Origin of the sequence: Flavobacterium sp. RSP46, assembly GCF_003984825.1 — a bacterium.
Lineage (GTDB): Bacteria > Bacteroidota > Bacteroidia > Flavobacteriales > Flavobacteriaceae > Flavobacterium.
In genome coordinates this window covers 184,775-202,558 of the sequence record NZ_RYDM01000003.1, presented here as the reverse complement: position 1 = coordinate 202,558, position 17,784 = coordinate 184,775, and the positions used below count along the sequence as shown (strand labels likewise).

At 35.7% G+C, this 17,784-nt stretch carries 12 protein-coding genes; 3 read left to right on the top strand and 9 right to left on the bottom strand.

Features of this window, described 5'->3' with window-relative positions:
* Positions 1-16 precede the first annotated feature (16 nt).
* Both tilS and EKM01_RS07105 read left to right on the top strand, forming a co-directional pair.
* The gene (gene tilS, locus EKM01_RS07110; RefSeq protein WP_126767710.1) at positions 17-1,327 is read left to right on the top strand and encodes a tRNA lysidine(34) synthetase TilS; all 1,311 of its coding nucleotides are present in this window, start codon (positions 17-19) and stop codon (positions 1,325-1,327) included.
* A complete protein-coding gene (locus EKM01_RS07105; RefSeq protein ID WP_126767571.1) occupies positions 1,327-3,351 on the top strand; it encodes a thioredoxin family protein in 2,025 nt (674 codons plus the stop codon). Before tilS ends, EKM01_RS07105 begins: the two co-directional genes overlap by 1 nt.
* A 172-nt stretch (positions 3,352-3,523) precedes the next feature.
* Here EKM01_RS07105 and EKM01_RS07100 read toward each other — a convergent pair whose 3' ends face one another.
* The 5 genes from EKM01_RS07100 to EKM01_RS07080 are packed head-to-tail and all read right to left on the bottom strand — an operon-like array spanning position 3,524 to position 8,786.
* Positions 3,524-4,597: an alanine/ornithine racemase family PLP-dependent enzyme gene (locus tag EKM01_RS07100; protein WP_126462586.1), complete on the bottom strand. Its 1,074-nt coding sequence runs from the start codon at positions 4,595-4,597 to the stop codon at positions 3,524-3,526.
* A complete protein-coding gene (alr, locus tag EKM01_RS07095; RefSeq protein ID WP_126462583.1) occupies positions 4,597-5,748 on the bottom strand; it encodes an alanine racemase in 1,152 nt (383 codons plus the stop codon). Before alr ends, EKM01_RS07100 begins: the two co-directional genes overlap by 1 nt.
* The gene (locus EKM01_RS07090) at positions 5,738-6,892 is read right to left on the bottom strand and encodes an amidohydrolase (protein WP_126767569.1); all 1,155 of its coding nucleotides are present in this window, start codon (positions 6,890-6,892) and stop codon (positions 5,738-5,740) included. Before EKM01_RS07090 ends, alr begins: the two co-directional genes overlap by 11 nt.
* A gap of 6 nt (positions 6,893-6,898) precedes the next feature.
* On the bottom strand, positions 6,899-7,333 hold the full coding sequence (locus tag EKM01_RS07085) for a GNAT family N-acetyltransferase (protein WP_126515464.1): 435 nt from the start codon (positions 7,331-7,333) through the stop codon (positions 6,899-6,901).
* The gene (locus EKM01_RS07080; RefSeq protein ID WP_126462574.1) at positions 7,314-8,786 is read right to left on the bottom strand and encodes a sodium:solute symporter; all 1,473 of its coding nucleotides are present in this window, start codon (positions 8,784-8,786) and stop codon (positions 7,314-7,316) included. The genes EKM01_RS07085 and EKM01_RS07080 overlap by 20 nt, the downstream gene beginning before the upstream one ends.
* Before the next feature lie 494 nt (positions 8,787-9,280).
* On the opposite strand from EKM01_RS07080, the gene EKM01_RS07075 reads away from it, so the two are divergent.
* Positions 9,281-11,128, top strand: coding sequence for a CocE/NonD family hydrolase (locus tag EKM01_RS07075; RefSeq protein WP_126767566.1), 1,848 nt, complete (start codon positions 9,281-9,283; stop codon positions 11,126-11,128).
* A gap of 251 nt (positions 11,129-11,379) precedes the next feature.
* On the opposite strand, the gene EKM01_RS07070 is transcribed toward EKM01_RS07075, so the two are convergent.
* The 4 genes from EKM01_RS07070 to EKM01_RS07055 form a co-directional block, all read right to left on the bottom strand.
* Positions 11,380-12,696, bottom strand: a complete 1,317-nt coding sequence (locus EKM01_RS07070; protein ID WP_126462568.1) for an ammonium transporter — start codon at positions 12,694-12,696, stop codon at positions 11,380-11,382.
* 321 nt (positions 12,697-13,017) lie between these two features.
* A complete protein-coding gene (locus EKM01_RS07065) occupies positions 13,018-13,395 on the bottom strand; it encodes a PH domain-containing protein (RefSeq protein WP_126462565.1) in 378 nt (125 codons plus the stop codon).
* Positions 13,396-13,403: 8 nt separating this feature from the next.
* On the bottom strand, positions 13,404-14,708 hold the full coding sequence (locus EKM01_RS07060) for an amidohydrolase family protein (protein ID WP_126462562.1): 1,305 nt from the start codon (positions 14,706-14,708) through the stop codon (positions 13,404-13,406).
* Between the two features lie 44 nt (positions 14,709-14,752).
* A complete protein-coding gene (locus tag EKM01_RS07055; RefSeq protein WP_126767563.1) occupies positions 14,753-17,749 on the bottom strand; it encodes an amidohydrolase family protein in 2,997 nt (998 codons plus the stop codon).
* Positions 17,750-17,784: the final 35 nt, after the last annotated feature.

Here is a 17,784-nt window from a genome sequence, read left to right as displayed (position 1 = left end):
TGAATTAAATTTGAATATGCTACAGAAATTCCAAAACCATCTTCTTCATAATTTCCAGTTCTTGAACGGAAAAAAAATACTTCTTGCTACAAGTGGCGGGAAAGACAGTATGGTATTGGTGCATTTGTTTCAGCAATTGAAATATACAATAGGAATGGCCCATTGTAATTTTCAATTGCGTGGAATGGAAAGTTTTGAAGACCAAAATTTTGTCCAGGAATATGCTGCGGCAAATGCTATTCCAGTATTTATAACACAATTTGACACCAAAGCTTTTTCTGAAGATTATAAAATTTCGACACAAGTTGCAGCCCGCGAGTTGCGATATAACTGGTTTTATGAGTTATTAGAGACTGAAAAATTCGATTATATTCTCACAGCACATCATGCCGATGATAATTTGGAAACGTTCCTAATCAATCTGAGTCGTGGAACAGGATTAGAAGGTTTGACAGGAATTCCGGAGCAGAACGATAAAGTAATTCGCCCACTTTTGGCCTTTAACCAAAAAGAAATGGAAGATTATGCCAAATTAAATAACATTAAATGGCGCGAGGACAGCAGTAATGCATCCGATAAATACCTTCGGAATAAAATTCGGCATCATCTGGTTCCGATGTTAAAAGAATTGAATTCTAATTTTCTTTCCTCGTTTCACAAAACACAACTGTATTTGCAAGACGCGCAAGTTATGGCTGAAGATGCTTCGATTATGATTTATCAGCAAGTGGTAAAGCAAGAGAATGAGACTATTTATTTTGATTTAAAAAAACTAAAAAAATTACCCAATTACAAATCTTATTTGTACCAATGGCTGAAAGAATTTGGATTCAAAGCTTGGGATGATATTTATGATTTGGTTGATAGTCAATCTGGGAAACATGTTTTTTCTCCAGAATATAGAGTATTAAAAGACAGGGATTACTTAATCCTAAGTCCGATAAATTTCGTAAATGTAGAGGACAAATATTTTATAGATGAAAATCAAAAAGAAGTTAATATTCCCTTAAATCTTACGTTTTGCAAAGTAGCCGACATTGGTATCGTTTCAAATAAAACTATCTTTGTAGATGGTGATAAAGTGCAGTATCCATTAATTTTACGCCATTGGAACGAAGGCGATAGTTTTCAGCCTTTTGGGATGAACGGTAAGTCAAAGAAAGTGAGCAAGTTTTTTAAAGATGAAAAATTATCCTTGCTAGAAAAAGAAAATTCTTGGCTTTTATGTTCGAATGATGAAATAGTCTGGATAATTGGTCTACGTCAGGATGAACGCTTTAGAATAGACAACACAACTAAAAATATACTTAAAATACAATCAGAATAATGAAGAAACTACTATTTATACTTATTGCTTTTTTGGCTTTTGCCAATGGAAATGCCCAGATTCTGGATCCCGCCAAATGGACAACTAAAATAGAAAAAAAATCGGACACTAATTATATCCTTACTTTTAATGTTGTTATAGAAAAGGATTGGCATTTGTATTCTCAATTTACTCCAGACGGAGGGCCGTTGCCACTGGAAATCATTTTCAAAAACCAAAAAGGGAACTTCACTTTAGTGGGCAAAGCCAAAGAAAGCAAAACGAGAACTGCTTTTAATGACATATTTGAAGTTAACGAAACATTCTTCGAAAAGAAAGGTCAAATTCAACAGGAAATTACACTAACAAATCCAAAGTTGACCGAAATTAAAGTCGATTTTAATTATCAGGTGTGCAAAGAGGTTTGTATTAATATGGAGAAGAATTTCACGTTTGCAATTCCTGCGGTTTCAAAAACAACGGCAGTAGCAACGGATGTAACCATAGTAGATTCTGTAAAAGTTGATACCGTAGTTTCGCAAATTGCAATTACGGAGGAGCAGGTGAGTACTCCTGAAAAAATCGTTCCTCTAGACTCTGAACCAGCTACAAAAAGAGGATTATGGTCTATTTTCTTCATTGCTTTTTTATCTGGATTTGCCGCATTGCTTACGCCTTGTGTCTTCCCAATGATTCCTATGACAGTCAGTTTTTTTACTAAACAAAGCAAAACAAAAGCAAAAGGGATTAGTAATGCCATTATTTATGGAGTAGCTATCATATTCATTTATGTAGTTTTAGGATTCTTAGTGACGTGGATTTTTGGTGCCGATGCGCTGAATGCGTTGTCCACGAATGTTTGGTTCAATATTATTTTCTTTGTTTTGTTAGTCACTTTTGCAGCTTCATTTTTGGGTGGTTTTGAGATTATGCTGCCTAATTCTTGGGCAAATAAAGTGGATAATCAAGCGGATAGAGGTGGGATAGTTGGAATTTTATTCATGGCTTTGGCGTTAGCGATTGTCTCCTTTTCGTGTACCGGACCGATTGTAGGAACCCTATTAGTCGAAGCGGCTTCTAAAGGCGGAATAGCTCCAATTGTGGGTATGTTTGGGTTTTCATTGGCTCTAGCCTTACCCTTTATGTTGTTTGCGATGTTCCCGGGTTGGTTGAATTCATTGCCAAAATCCGGTGGTTGGTTGAATACTGTTAAAGTTGTTTTAGGATTTTTAGAATTGGCTTTGGCATTTAAATTTTTGTCGAATGCTGATTTGGTTTTGCAATTGCATTTCTTGGAAAGAGAAGTGTTCTTGGCAATATGGATCGCTATTTTTGGAACATTGGCCTTTTATTTATTCGGAAAAATTACGTTGCCGCACGATAGCCCGATGACACATATTTCAGTAGGACGACTGTCCTTTGGATTAGTAGTTTTGGCCTTTACCATCTATTTGATTCCTGGGATTTGGGGAGCGCCATTAAAATTAATTTCTGGTTTCCCGCCGCCAATGACCTATAGCGAAAGTCCTTACGGAGTAGGAAACTCCCAAGGTGGCTCAAATGCATCTGCCCAAATTTTGCCGGAAGGCGCACATTTAGGGCCACATGATCTTATTGCTTTTGATAATTATGAAAAAGGATTGGCTTATGCCAAATCAGTAAACAAACCTATTTTACTTGACTTTACGGGTTATGCCTGTGTGAATTGCAGAAAAATGGAAGATTATGTGTGGTCAGATCCTGCGATTTTAAAAATATTACAAGAAGAAGTGGTATTGATTTCTTTGTATGTAGATGATAAAAGAGAATTACCAAAAAGCGAGCAATACGTATCTAAAGAAACGGGTAAAGAAATTGTAAGTGTGGGTAATAAATGGAGCGATTTCCAAATTACAAGGTACAAAGCCAATGCGCAACCGTATTACATTGTTTTAGATGTAGAAGAGAATATGCTGTCTGATAAACCAGAAAGTTATAACTCAGATATCAATGCCTACAAAGGATGGTTAAGAGAAGGAATTGATAGATTTAAAAAGGTAGAATAACAGGTACGTCTGGAAAAATACTAGATCTAATATTAAACACGAATTGCACTAATTTCTACGATTTAATTCGTGGAAATTCGTGTAATTTGTGTTTATATTTAATACTATAGACTTAATTTACTCGGTTTTGATGCGTGAGATGCGTATACAAGGTAGGGTATAAAATTGCCTTTTATTCGATTATTTTCTCGATATAAGCAGAATTTAAAAGGTACAATGCGCCCATATATCGTATTTTGAACGCCACTAAATCCCCAATTTTATAATTTTTTTTAGAATTTGAAATGTCTATAACCAGCATGTCAGAACTGGCGTCTACTATAGTGATATCCGTATCATCAGATTCGATGTATTGTGGTTGCATGTCTAACAAACCAATGTCTAGAATAGCTCTAAGGGAAGTATCGCCTAAATCAGTGACAGCATCCATCGAAAAGGAATTTCCGGCTACATTCTCGCCTAACTCCCCTGTTGGTGTATTTGGTTTTTCTGTAATTTCGATGATTTCAGCGTATAATTTGAAAACATCATTGTGCATTCCTTCTATGGTATTTCCTGTAAACAAATCTTTCCCGAAAAATAGGGCTTCCCCTATTCGAAAATGATTCACGGCCATTGGTCGGGCATTTTTTAGGAGTAGCGGTACAGTTACAGAAGTTCCTCCGGAGACAAATGGAATACTGATATTGAATTTAGCTTCAATTAGCTGTTTGTATAAGCTCAATTGAATCAATTTGTCCTGCGTGGGCATTACACCGCTAAGGCAATTGAAATTGGTACCAATTCCAGAGATTTCAATATTAGGCATTTTTAGAATTGTGCCATAAAAATCGATCAATTCTTCTCCCATTACACCTTCACGAAGGTCTCCCATTTCAATCATAATGATGATTTTATGGGTCTTGTTTTGTTTTACGGCTTCCTCTGAAAGTAATTGTATGGTATAGATTTCAGTATTAAAACTGATGTCAGCATACCGCACAATACTTTCAATACTTCGTTTAGCAGGTGGTTTAATATACACGGTTTGGATTTCCGGATCCAAGGCTTTAATTTTTTTCAAATTACTTACTCTGGAATCATGAATTTCACGTACTCCTAAAGCGATGATTTCTTTGAGATAAATTTTATTTCCACACAATAGTTTGGAAACCACGCCCCATTGTATATTTCTGGATTTAAAAATAGTATCCAGAAAGGCATAATTTTCTTCAAGTTTTTTGCGATATAGTTTTATAAAAGCCATTATTCTATGATTTTACGTGGAATTGATTTGGAAATCCGAGTTAATAATTCGTAATTGAGTTGGTTGCTGAAATCACTAAAGGAAGCTACAGAAACGGATAGCTCTTTTTGTGTGCCTATCAAGACCACTTCATCTTCTTTTTTTGCCATGTCGATATCAGTAACATCGACAGTCATCATGTTCATGTTTACGGAACCCACTACAATACAGCGTTGTCCATGAATAAGTACACGACCTTGGTTGCTCAACGAGCGACTGTATCCGTGGCAGTAACCAATAGGGATAACAGCAATTTTCATTTTTCTTTTGGCCATAAAACTGGTTCCATACCCAATAAAATCACCAATATTTACTTTCTTTACGCTCATTATAGCACTTTTCCAAGTGATAACGCGTTGCAGCGGATCTATTTTATTTTTTTTAGAATTGAGATAGGTAACAAATACTTCCGGACTGGACCACAATCCGTATTGCATTATTCCGATTCGCACCATATCCATTCTGGTTTGTGGAAACATTATTGATGCTGCAGAGCAAGCAGAATGTCTCATTTGTGGCTTCAGATCATTTTTACAAAAAAAGGCATAAATTTCTTCAAACTTCTTGATTTGCTGATCCACTCTGTAATAATTAGCTATACTTTCGGCCCCGGCATAATGAGTACAAAGCCCTTTGAAAGTAAGATGTTGTTCTTCTTTCTTTAAAAAAGTAATAACAGTATTCAGTTCGTTCTTATCAAAACCAGTTCGGTTCATTCCGGTTTCTACTTCAATGTGCAGAATTGCTTTTTTTTCGAGTTTTTTAGCTGTTTTCATAGCTTTCGTCAGTCGAGTTTTATCAAAGACAAAAAATTCAATATCATTTTTGATTACCCATTCCATATCTTCATCCTGAACGAGTCCCATAACCATAATAGTTGCTTTGTCCTGTAGTGTTGTTTTTACGACTTTGGCTTCCTGAACATCAAAAACAGAAAAATGAGTTACACCACATTGAAAAGCCATAGCCACAAACGGCTGTACTCCATGACCATACGCATTTCCTTTTACGACAGAGGAAATCAGTACTTTTTTTCCAAAGGTCTTTTTTAGAAAATCGATGTTTTTTTGATACGCGGAGCGATTAAGCTCTATTATTGAGTTAGTGTGCATTTGTAATTTGTTTGCTGATGTGATGAAAAACAGCCACTCCAGTTGCTATAATTTCGTCAGGAAAATCATAATCAGGATTGTGTAGTGCGGCAGTGTTTACCCCAGCTCCCAGTCCGAACATGGCGCCGGGATAGTGCTGTGTGAACAAACCAAAATCTTCGCCCCAAGTGAATGGTTTCTCTTTTTCGAATAGTTCAAAACCATTAATTTCTGCTGCCTTTTTGATGAATGCTACAGCAGTTTTGTCATTCTCATTGGCTTGGAAACTTTGTGTCCATTGCGTTTTACACTTCAGTTGATATTCTTTTGCGATTGATCGGGCTGCATTTTCTAAAGCTATTTCGATCTTTCTCATCTGTAAATTGCTATCACTTCGTACTGTAAAATGAATTTCTCCCGCACCAGCTGCTACGCCATATGCTTTTTTACCTATTTTGGTATAAATGGGAGTTATCTGACAATAGTTTTCTTTGGTAATATCGGTCTGAATAGTAGCATTAAATTGATTGATAATGGCGGCTATTGCCAGAGTAGGATTAATTCCTCTTTCAGGTTCACCGGCATGAGCTGTTTTTCCTTTTAATTTTATGATAATGCTATTTACGGCGCAGGTAAAAGTTTCGTTTTTTACTACAATTTGATGCATTGGAAACCCTGGTAAATTGTGCAGCGCAAAGACGTAATCAGGTTGAATCAAAGTGAATTTAGTATCTGAAAACACCTTTTGAGCACCACTACCATCTTCTTCAGCCGGTTGAAACAGCAAAATGACGGTTCCTGAGTCCGGTTTGTTCTGATGCAATTCAGCTGCCAAACCACAAAGAATAGCCATGTGTCCATCATGTCCGCATTTGTGTGAGACACCATCAATTAGTGAACGATGTTCAAAACGATTCGTTTCTTCAATTGGCAAAGCATCTAATTCACATCGGAATAATACTGTTTTCCCATTTTTTTTACCTTTATAAATTGCAACCACACCAGTTGTTCCTACTCCGGTAATCAATTCATCCGGAGGGTAATTTTCGAGAAAAGATAGGACGCGTTTTGCTGTTTGATTTTCTTTACCCGAAACCTCTGGGTGTTTGTGAAGCTCCTTTCGTAACCGTACAAGTGTCTCGATGGACGGGTTTGAGTTTTCCATTTTGGATTATTTAATGAGGCGCATTTCCAAATATTTATTGGTAAAACCTAAGCTTTCATACAGTTTTTTGGCAGGATTATCTGGTTCTACATGCAGGGCAATATTTCCTTCGGCAATTGATATTGCTTTTTGCATCAATTGTTTTCCAAACCCTTTTCCCCGTTGGCTGTTGTCCACGGCAATGTATACCAAAATATTTTCAGGAATAAAATCTTTCATTCCCGTGTTGTTCAAGATGACAACTCCTACGATTTTTTGATCTTCGATTCCCACTACAATGTTGCCTCCTTTTGTAGGATTCATAACGTAATCAATACATTTTCGAATGTCTTCAATCGTATCGCCATATTGTTCTAAATGGGTATAAAGGAATAATGCTATAATTTGATTGGTATAAATTGTATCTTCTCCGGTTGTGTCATTAATTTGTTTGAATTCCATTTTGTCTTTCTTTTTTGTTATGGTGATAAAGTGATATTGTAACGAATAAAATAAGAGAAATACTTATTCCATAAAGGTTTGCATCTAAATGTTCCGGTAATTTTAAATCTAAAGGTAGTTTATTCTCTGTAACAATTAGCAGGATTGTGGTGGCACCCCCAAATAACATGCTCCAAAAAGCAGCTGTTGGATGGCTTTTCTTCCAAAATAAAGCGCCTATTACCGGAACGAATAGTCCCGACACCATAAAAGCATAGGAGTAGAGCATCAGTTCCAGTACATTTTGCATTTGGGAAGCAATTAAAATAGCAAGAAGACCTACAATTAAGGTGACCAATTGTGAGAGCCGAAGCTCTTTTTTATGACTCAATTCTTTTTTTGAAAATTTAGCAATAATATCAGTGACAATATTTCCGGAAGCTGCCATTAAGCAGCTGTCCGCGGTAGAAAGTATGGCCGAAAAATAGGAAGAAAGCATCAGCCCCATTAATCCAACGGGGAGTATAGTGGCCAGTAAAATAGGCAATCCCATTTCGCTATCCATATTGGCTGCATCTGTAATACCGTCAAACATTCCTTTGTTTGCAGCCACTTTAGCCAGCATTCCCAGAATCACTCCCATAAATGCCATTATAGGCCATTCAAAAACACCCGCAATCAACCATGCTTTTTTAGCTTCTTTCTCTCCTTTGCTAGCATAAATCCGCTGGTATAAAGTCATTCCTACAAACCAAATGGGTATAATGGTTATGGACCAGTTTAAAATCTGATACCATTTTACATTGGTCAGTGATAAATATTCAGGTGCCAGGGTAGTCTTGATCGCCTCATACCCTCCCACGGCATTGTAGGCAACTGGAATTCCTATAAAAACCAATCCGCCAATAAGGACTAACCACTGGATTGTATCGGTATAAATAACGGCTTTTAATCCTCCGATAGCTGTATAAATTACCGCGATAAGTCCCATTACAATTAGCGCTGTTTGTAAATTAAGTCCTTCTATGGTTGCCGACGCTAATTTGGCTCCAGCCAAAACCTGAGAACTCGTAAATCCAAGATATCCAATAGCCGAAATAATTCCGGCCAGTAGCGCTACTTTAGCATTATAAAAATGATCAAATATTTGGGGAAAAGTGAAAAACTTATATTTATGTCCTAATGCACTTACTTTTGGAATTAGAAAAACAGCACTCAGCCAAGCGCCCAGCAGTCCGGTGAACAGCATCCAAGAACCGGATATTCCCATCGTAAAACCCAGACCGCCCAATCCTATTGAGAATCCACCACCTACATCTGTGGCTACAACGGATAAACCAATGTGCCAGCTATTCATATTTCTTCCGCTAACGTAAAAATCTTCCGCGGTTTTATTCTTATTGAAAAAATAAACGCCAACGCCTAGCATAACCAGCATGTAAACAACAAAGATTGCATAATCTATTAGGTGCATATTATTAATTTTCGATTATTTAATAGCCTGTACATGGAATTTTTCCAAAAGGCAAAAGGTGCAGTAAACTGCAAAAAAAGATGATTTTTTTTAGAATATTTTCTAAAATAAGGGATCTTAGCTTTGGGTTAAAAGTGCAAAAAAAAGACTTTATTAACCGCAAAAAATAATTTGGTATTTTACAAATGTAAGGCAAATTATCTAAAAAATCCTTTTAAAATGCAGATATTGTCTTTTTTGCAACAAATAACGGCCACTTTTTGCATTAATAGTATTGGTTTTATAGAGGTAAAATCGAATGAAATTTTTGATGAAAAATGCCAATCTGACCGTGCAGTTTTCTTTAAAAAGATCCTAAAAACGATTATTTTTTTTAACATATTTGGTGTTTTTTTGATAAACTAAAATTCATAAATTTCAAAAAAGAAGGAATATGGATGCAATATTCGAAGAGATTTTTTATCTTTAAAAATTATTTTAACTCAAAAAAATTCATGAAAAAACTATTAGGTATTTCGCTTTTTTTTATTGGTGCAGTTCTGTTTGCCCAAGACAATAAAGCCAATTATGTGTCTGAAAATTATACTAAAAAGGAAGTGTATATTAAAATGCGTGATGGAGTAGAGTTGTTTACTGCCATTTATACTCCCAAAGATGTTTCTACAAAATATCCAATTATAATGCAAAGAACACCATATAACTCGGGGCCTTATGGAGAAAATCAGTTCAAGAAAAGCATTTCTCCCAGTGAAACGATGATGAAAGAAGGATATATTGTAGTCTATCAAGATGTTCGAGGACGATTCATGAGTGATGGTTTGTATGACAACATGCGTGGTTTTATTCCAAATAAAAAAGGCAAGAAAGATACGGATGAAGCTTCGGATACGTATGATACAATAGAGTGGCTGGTGAAAAATGTGGCTAACAATAATGGAAATGTTGGAACTTGGGGAATCTCATATCCAGGTTTTTACGCTACATATTCTTTATTGAGTAATCATCCAGCTTTGAAAGCCGTTTCGCCTCAGGCATGTATCGCTGATTTCTTTTTTGATGATTTTCATCACAATGGAGCGTATTTGTTGAGTTATTGGAAAGTCACTCCGTTATTTGGCCCTCAAAAAACAAAACGTACTACGGAACCTTGGTACAAATTTACGAATGCGGGTACAAACGATGATTATCAGTTTTTCCTGGATGCAGGACCACTCTCTAATTTAGACAAATATTATGGAAAAGAGAATGAGTTTTGGCAACAGCTGAAAGACCATTCCAGTTACGATGATTTTTGGCAAAAGCGTGGAATTTTACAGCATTTGAATAATATTAAACCAGCGGTAATGACAGTAGGAGGTTGGTTTGATGCCGAAGATTTATACGGTCCTTTGAATACCTACAGTACGATAGAAAAGAGCAGTAAAAACTACAACACAATTGTTATGGGACCCTGGAGTCATGGTGATTGGGCTAGGAATTCAGCAAAGCAAGTGATTGGTAATATTAATTTTGGAGATAGTATTTCTGGTTTTTATCAAAAAAATATTGAATCTAATTTCTTCCGCCATTTTTTGAAAAATAATGGAAAAGGAGCTAATAAATTGCCTGAAGCTTATGTTTTTGACACCGGAAGAAAAGAGTGGAAAACCTATGATGCCTGGCCTCCCGTAAATACTGAAAAACAAGATTTCTTTTTGCAAGGGAGTAAATTGACAAAATTGGCTAAGCAAAATATTTCTTTTGAAGAATTTATTAGTGATCCTAAGAAACCGGTACCCTATTCGGAGGATATTAAACAAAACGGACTTACTCCAAGGAAATACATGACCGATGACCAGCGTTTTGCTGCACGACGTCCGGATGTGATTGTTTTTGAAACAGAAGTATTGAATGATGATACCACATTAGCCGGAGAAATCTTGGCTAAATTACAAGTTTCTACTACAGGAACTGATGCGGATTGGATTGTAAAAGTGATTGATGTTTTCCCAAACGACGAACCGGAAACAAAAGAAGTAGCTCCGTATCTAAAGATGAGTAATTACCACATGATGGTACGAAGTGAAGTTATGCGAGGCCGTTTTAGAAATAGTTTTTCAAAACCAGAACCTTTTGTAGCCAATGAGAAAACAGCAGTTAATATTAAGTTACAAGATGTATTTCATACGTTCAAAAAAGGACACAAAATCCAGATTCAGGTTCAAAGTACGTGGTTTCCATTTATAGATTTGAATCCACAGACATTTGTTGACAATATCTTTTATGCAAAACCTGAAGATTTTAAGAAACAAACGCACAAGATTTATAACGACTCTAAAATTGAGTGTACTGTTTTAAAATAAAACGGCAATCGGGTTGTGCGCCATAAAAGCATTCGACTATATTTAAAACTAAAATCCCAATCTTTTTTTAAAGATTGGGATTTTAGTTTTAAAGGATGCAGGCAAAATTAATATGTACTACGCTATTTTTAAAGTTTTTAGTTTATTGTTTAAAGAATAAGAATTGCTTTGTATATTATAGGTATTTAGAACGGATAAGAGCAAAAAAACGCTCTGAAATTTCAGAGCGTCTCTAACTTTATACCGAAGATTTATAGAAATTCACCGTGTTGCGAAATATCTAAGCCTAATTCTTCTTTTTCTTCACTTACTCTTAGAGGAGTTATTTTGTTTACAATATAGAAAAGGAAATAAGACATTGAGAATGCAAATATGGAAACGACAACCATAGCAAATAATTGATTTAAGAATAATGTTGTTTCTCCAAAAATAAGTCCTTGGTTATCACCAACTGCCGCGTTTATTGATTTTGAAGCAAATACACCTGTCAAAAGCATCCCAATGATGCCACCTACACCGTGACAGGCAAATACATCTAAAGCATCATCAATTTTACATTTGTGGAAACTTCTAACCACCAGATTACTCACAATACTTGCAAAAATTCCTATGAACAAAGCATGAGGAATGCTAACAAAACCAGCTGCAGGAGTAATGGCAACTAATCCGACCACTACACCAATACAAGCTCCCATTGCCGACAATTTATGACCAAGAATTTTATCAAGAAATACCCAAGCCATTCCAGCAGCAGCAGCAGCAATAGTAGTTGTCCCCAGTGCTTGTACGGCAAGCCCATTAGCTCCTAAAGCGGAACCAGCGTTGAACCCGAACCATCCAAACCACAACAATCCGGTACCTAACATTACGTATGTTATACGTGCGGGATTTCCTTTTTCTGCTTTTCTTTTGCCTAAGAAAATGGCACCAGCCAGAGCAGCCCAACCAGCACTCATATGAACTACAGTTCCACCAGCAAAATCCAATACGCCCATTTTAAAGAGAATACCATCTGGATGCCATGTCATGTGAGCCAGCGGGGTATAAACGAGCAGTATGAATAAAACCATAAATAGTAAGTACGCCCAAAAACGAATTCGTTCTGCAAAAGCGCCGGTGATTAAAGCGGGTGTAATGATGGCGAATTTTGCTTGAAATAAGGCAAAGAGCATAAATGGAATTGTTGGAGCTAGACCCCAAGATGTATTTGTATTTACGCCTTGAAAAAATAAATTTGGAATTGGATTCCCTATTATTCCTCCAATAGTTGGACCAAAAGATAATCCGAAAGCGATGACAACCCACAACACGGTAACGATTATCATTGCCATAAAGCTTTGAAGCATGGTACTAATGACATTTTTTTTACCTACCATTCCACCGTAAAAGAAACCTAAACCGGGTGTCATGATTAATACAAGTGCAGTTGCAACGATCATCCAAGCGGTATCGCCGGTATCAAATTTTACTGCTTCTGTAGGAGCTGGACTTTCTGCTAAGAAATAATTTGAACAAAGGGTTAATACCAAAATCGTGATCAATATCACACTTAAAATAATTTTTCGCATCGTTTTTCAGTTTTAAATTTTGATAAAAATATAAAATTGTTTAACATACCCCTATTGTAAAGCGCGTTAATGTTTTATTTTTATGATTTTTGCAATCTAGCCCCTATTTTTTTATGGGTATTTTATATTTTAAAGATAAAATTTGTTTTTTATTTAAATAAAATCACCAATTTAATGAATACTTGGGGTCTTGTGGTAAAAAATTAGACTTCCAATCTGGGAATTTTAATGCACTTAGCATTAAGACAAAATTTGATATATAAAAAATGCACCAATTGTATAGCTACAAGTGATGCATTTTTCAAAAACTAAAGGATCTCCTTATTTTAAAAGATGTTTGCTTAAAAGTTTGTAAACTTCATTAATGTTATTACCACCTTTACCAAATTGTTTTACAATTGGGGTTGCGTCATTGTTTAACCAAATTTTCAACTCGGCATCCATATCTAATATTCCAGCACTTTCTTTAGAGAATTTTTTGATACTCAAATACGGAATTGACATATAATCAACCTTGGTTCCAACCAATTGTTTTTCGACCAGAATCAATCTTTTATTGGTGAAAACAAACATATCCCGAATTAATTTATATGCTTTTTCGATTGTTTCTCCATCAATTAGGATTGGCTCAAATTCAGTAGCAACATCTTTAATGTTTACTTCAGAGGCATTGCCCAGGATGGCGTTAAATAGTCCCATTGTATTTGTTATTTTTGATTGTATTTTGTTTTATAAATATCGTTCATTTTTGTTTGGTGTGTTTCAAGACTGATCATTCTGCCTTGAATAAAAGCATTAGTTAGTTTGTTCGTTCTCATGTCTAAAGCATCACCCTCAGAAATAAATAAGGTAGCATCCTTTCCTTGTTCTAAAGTACCACATTGTTTATCGATCCCTAATAATTTGGCGGTATTGAATGTTATTAGTTGTAGCGCTTTTTCTTTGTCAAGTCCATAAGCAGCACATGTTCCGGCCAGGAAAGGTAAGTTTCTGGTATTCATACGCTCCATGGATCCACTGTTTTCCAAGCCTACAACAACGCCTTTATCTGTCAATAATTTAGCGTTTTTGTACGGTAAATCAATGTCATGATCTTCATTTTCAGGCATATCATGCACTCTTTTTAATAATACTCCAATGTTATTTTTTTGAAGTAAGTCAGCCGTTTTATACGCTTCATAACCACCAACAATTACTATTTTTTTAACTCCATTTTCTTTTGCCATTTGTATAGCATCAATAATTTGTTTTTCTTCATTTGCGTGTATGAATAAGGTTTGATTTCCGTCAAACAATCCTTTTGTAGCCTCAAAAATCAAATTTCTTTCTTTGGGGCTATCTGCTAAGTATGCTTTTGCGCTAGTCAAAAAAGTAGTTATCTCTGAGTGTTGTTTGCTATAGTCTTTATTTGCTTCAATTGTTCCGGGTTCAAACCAGGAACCACTTCTTTTAAAACTAGAAGGGAAATTAAGATGAATCCCATCATTTTCTTTTATCAGTGCATCCTTCCAGTTCCAGGCATCAAGCTGAACGATGGATGAAGTGCCTGAAATTCTTCCGCCACGTGGGGTAATTTGCGCCATCAAAATTCCGTTTGGTTTAATGGTTTCAATTACTTTTGAATCAGCATTATAGGCAATAATACTTCTTACGTGAGGATTCATATTTCCTATTTCGCTTTCATCATCAGAAGATTTTATGGCATCTATTTCGACTAAGCCCAAGGTAGAATTGGGCGCTATAAATCCTGGATATACGTGTTTTCCGCTGGCGTCAATGGTAATATCATACGCTCCTTGAGCTAGTTTTATTAATCGGGCATCTGCCACTAATGTAATTTTGCCTTCTACAAATCCTATAGCACTGTTTTCGATTATTTCGCCATTTCCTAAATGTGCTGTTGCATTTAGAATTAAAATAGATTTTGATTGTTTTGAAGCAGGAGCTTGCTGTGCCTTTGTAAGTATTGATATGCTAAATACCAATAGTAAAATATATATATTTTTATTCATCCTATTTTGTTGTTTTAGATTTAAGAAACGTAGATTTCTTGAGCTTAATGTTCCAAAGAATCACAATGATATTCTATTTTTTCCTTCTTTTTAGGCTCTTGAGTGATCATTCCTTTGTTTTTTTCTTGCAATAGTTGGCCTATTAACTCATTTCTTTCTTTGGCAACTGCTACTCTTTGTGCTTCATCTTTTTGCACATCATAATAAACGACACCTTCAATTATTGTTTTTTCAGCTTTAGCATAAATAGATAAAGGATTGTTGTTCCAAAGTACTACATCAGCATCTTTTCCTATTTTTATACTTCCCACTTTATCATCAATGTGCAATAATTTTGCAGGATTCAAAGTCACGAATTTCCATGCTTCTTCTTCTGAAATGTTTCCATATTTCACTGCTTTTGCAGCTTCTTGATTTAATCTTCTGGACATTTCAGCGTCATCAGAGTTATAGGCTACTACAAGTCCCGCATTGTGCATGATTGGACCGTTGAACGGAATGGCATCATTCACTTCAAATTTATACGCCCACCAATCCGAGAACGTCGAGGCTCCTACTCCGTGTTTTTTCATTTCATCGGCTACTTTGTATCCTTCAAGGATATGTGTAAAGGTATTTACTCTAAAGTTAAATTTTTCGGCAACATTCATCAACATCAAAATTTCAGATTGTACATAAGAGTGGCAGGAAATGAAACGTTCCTTATTAAGGATTTCAGCTAGAGTCTGTAGTTCTAAGTCTACCCTTGGCGCTTTCCCTTTTCCTTTTTTACCACTTGAATTATAAGTTTTCCAAGCCAAGTCATATTCTTTTGCACGTTGAAAATAATCTGTAAAAACCTGTTCCACACCCATTCTTGTTTGAGGAAAACGAGTAGGGTTGGTAATTCCCCAGTTGGCTTGTTTCACATTTTCACCTAAAGCAAATTTAATGAATTTTGGTTGGTCTTTGTAAAGCATTTCTTCTGCAGAAGCGCCCCATTTCCATTTTACAATGGCAGAGCGTCCTCCGATAGGATTAGCAGAACCATGCAATAATTGCGAAGTTGTTACACCACCAGCTAAATCTCTATAGATATTAACGTCTTCGGAATTGACTACATCCTCAATTGTTACTTCAGCACTGGAGTTGTGTCCCCCTTCATTGACACCTTTTGAAATGGCTATGTGGGAATGTTCATCGATTATTCCGCTGGTCAAATGTTTGCCTTTCGCATCTAAAACTGTGGCGGATGCATCAGAAAGGTTTTTGCCGATAGCAGCAATTTTCCCATTTTTGATTAAAACATCTGTTTCTTCTAATACACCTTCTTTTTCATTGGTCCAAACCGTGGCATTTTTGAATAAAAGTGTCTGTTGTGTTGCTTTTTTTACCGTCCCGAAGGCAACATTTGGAAATGTTGTAGGGAGGATCATATTGTTTTTTTCAATTTTTGAAGAATCAACCGCTTTTACAAAAGGAGCCGTTTTTACAGCGCTCCATTTCACTTCATTTCCATTGAATAAAATTGCTTTTCCAGAAATTTTCTCAATATCGTCTATGTATCCTGTTGCTCTTGTAAAGCTGGTTTTTGTAGAATCATTGGGTTTGATTATTATTGAAATCCAGTTATTAGCAATGGTAAGTTTAGACTTTATTTTTTTAGCATCAACACTTGTGATTTCTGATTTTGGTGCAGCTATGTCGCCGTCAAGAGTCCATTTGTATTTGGTGTTATTGACCGTTAAGTCATACTTGCCACGAATGTCTTTAACCATAATATCATTGATGACATACTTACTTCCTTGAACCCAGTTTTCGTAAATGATGGTTTTTTCTTCGAATATTTCTCCGGAGGTGATCACAAAGTTAGCTAGACTTCCGGTTTTTAAACTTCCAATTTCGTTGCTTTTTCCTAAAATTGATGCTGGAATTGTTGTCAGTGCTTCTAATGCTTTGGTTGTATCAAAACCATATTTAATGGCTCTTAGAAGGTTAGTTCTGAAATCTTCCACCTTCTTTAATTTGTCTGTAGTCAAGGCGAAAACAATGCCGTTTTCAGACAAAACCTTCAAATTAGTAGGCGCTTGATTCCAGAAACGCAAATCTTTCAATTCCATTTGATTGGCTTGGTACGGATCAGACACATCATAAGCTTCCGGGAAATTGATTGGAATAATAAATTTAGAATTTGTTTTTTTTATTTCTTCAATTCTTTCAAATTCATTTCCCATGCCTTTCAATACGTAGTTCAATCCAAATTCTTTTGCTATTTTAGAAGCTCTAACACTATTTAATTTATCCTCCGAAGCAAAAATTTGAACTAATTTTTCATTATTTGATAAGGCTTCTAATGATAAATCTTTGGTTGCAGCATTCCCTTTTTTGTACCAATCTAAATCAAAGTACATTTGGCGTAATAAGGCCATCATTCCCATTAATGAGCTGGGATAGGATTGATTTGTAGTGGCACTTTTTGTAAATGCAAAGTGATTAGTGATTTTGTCAGATAATAATTGTGTGCTTTTATCAGCGTTGTTCAAAGCGATTAACATTCCGGATCCTTGGGCAATTCCATCCGGAACGTGAGTACCTACAACACCAAATCCTGCTTTTAACAACTCCTCAGCTTTAGTTGGGTCGTATTTAAAACTTTCATATCCATTTACTTCTGAGCGAATACTTTCATTCCAATAATATCCCACTCTTTTAGTATCGTACAAAGGATTTCTTTCCGTACTTGTTATTCCTTTTGGTTTTTCAATTCCAAAACTGGTATAAATGTCAATAAAGGAAGGATATATTGATTTTCCTTCCAAATTAATAGTAACGCAATTTTTAGGAATAGTAATGGTAGCACCGGCACCAATTACTTTTCCGTTTTGAATTAATAAAGTGCCTTTTTCAATAATTTGTGTTGGGGTAACATAAATTTTGGCATTGGTAAAAGCAGTGAAATTGGTGTTTTTGTTTTGAACACTTTCGTTATTAGGAAAGTATTCCTGAGCATAGGTTTTTGGTACCAAAAAACTCAAACAGAGTAGGAGTAGGATTTTTTTCATAGTGTGGTTTCTAATTATTTTCTAAAAGTAGAAAA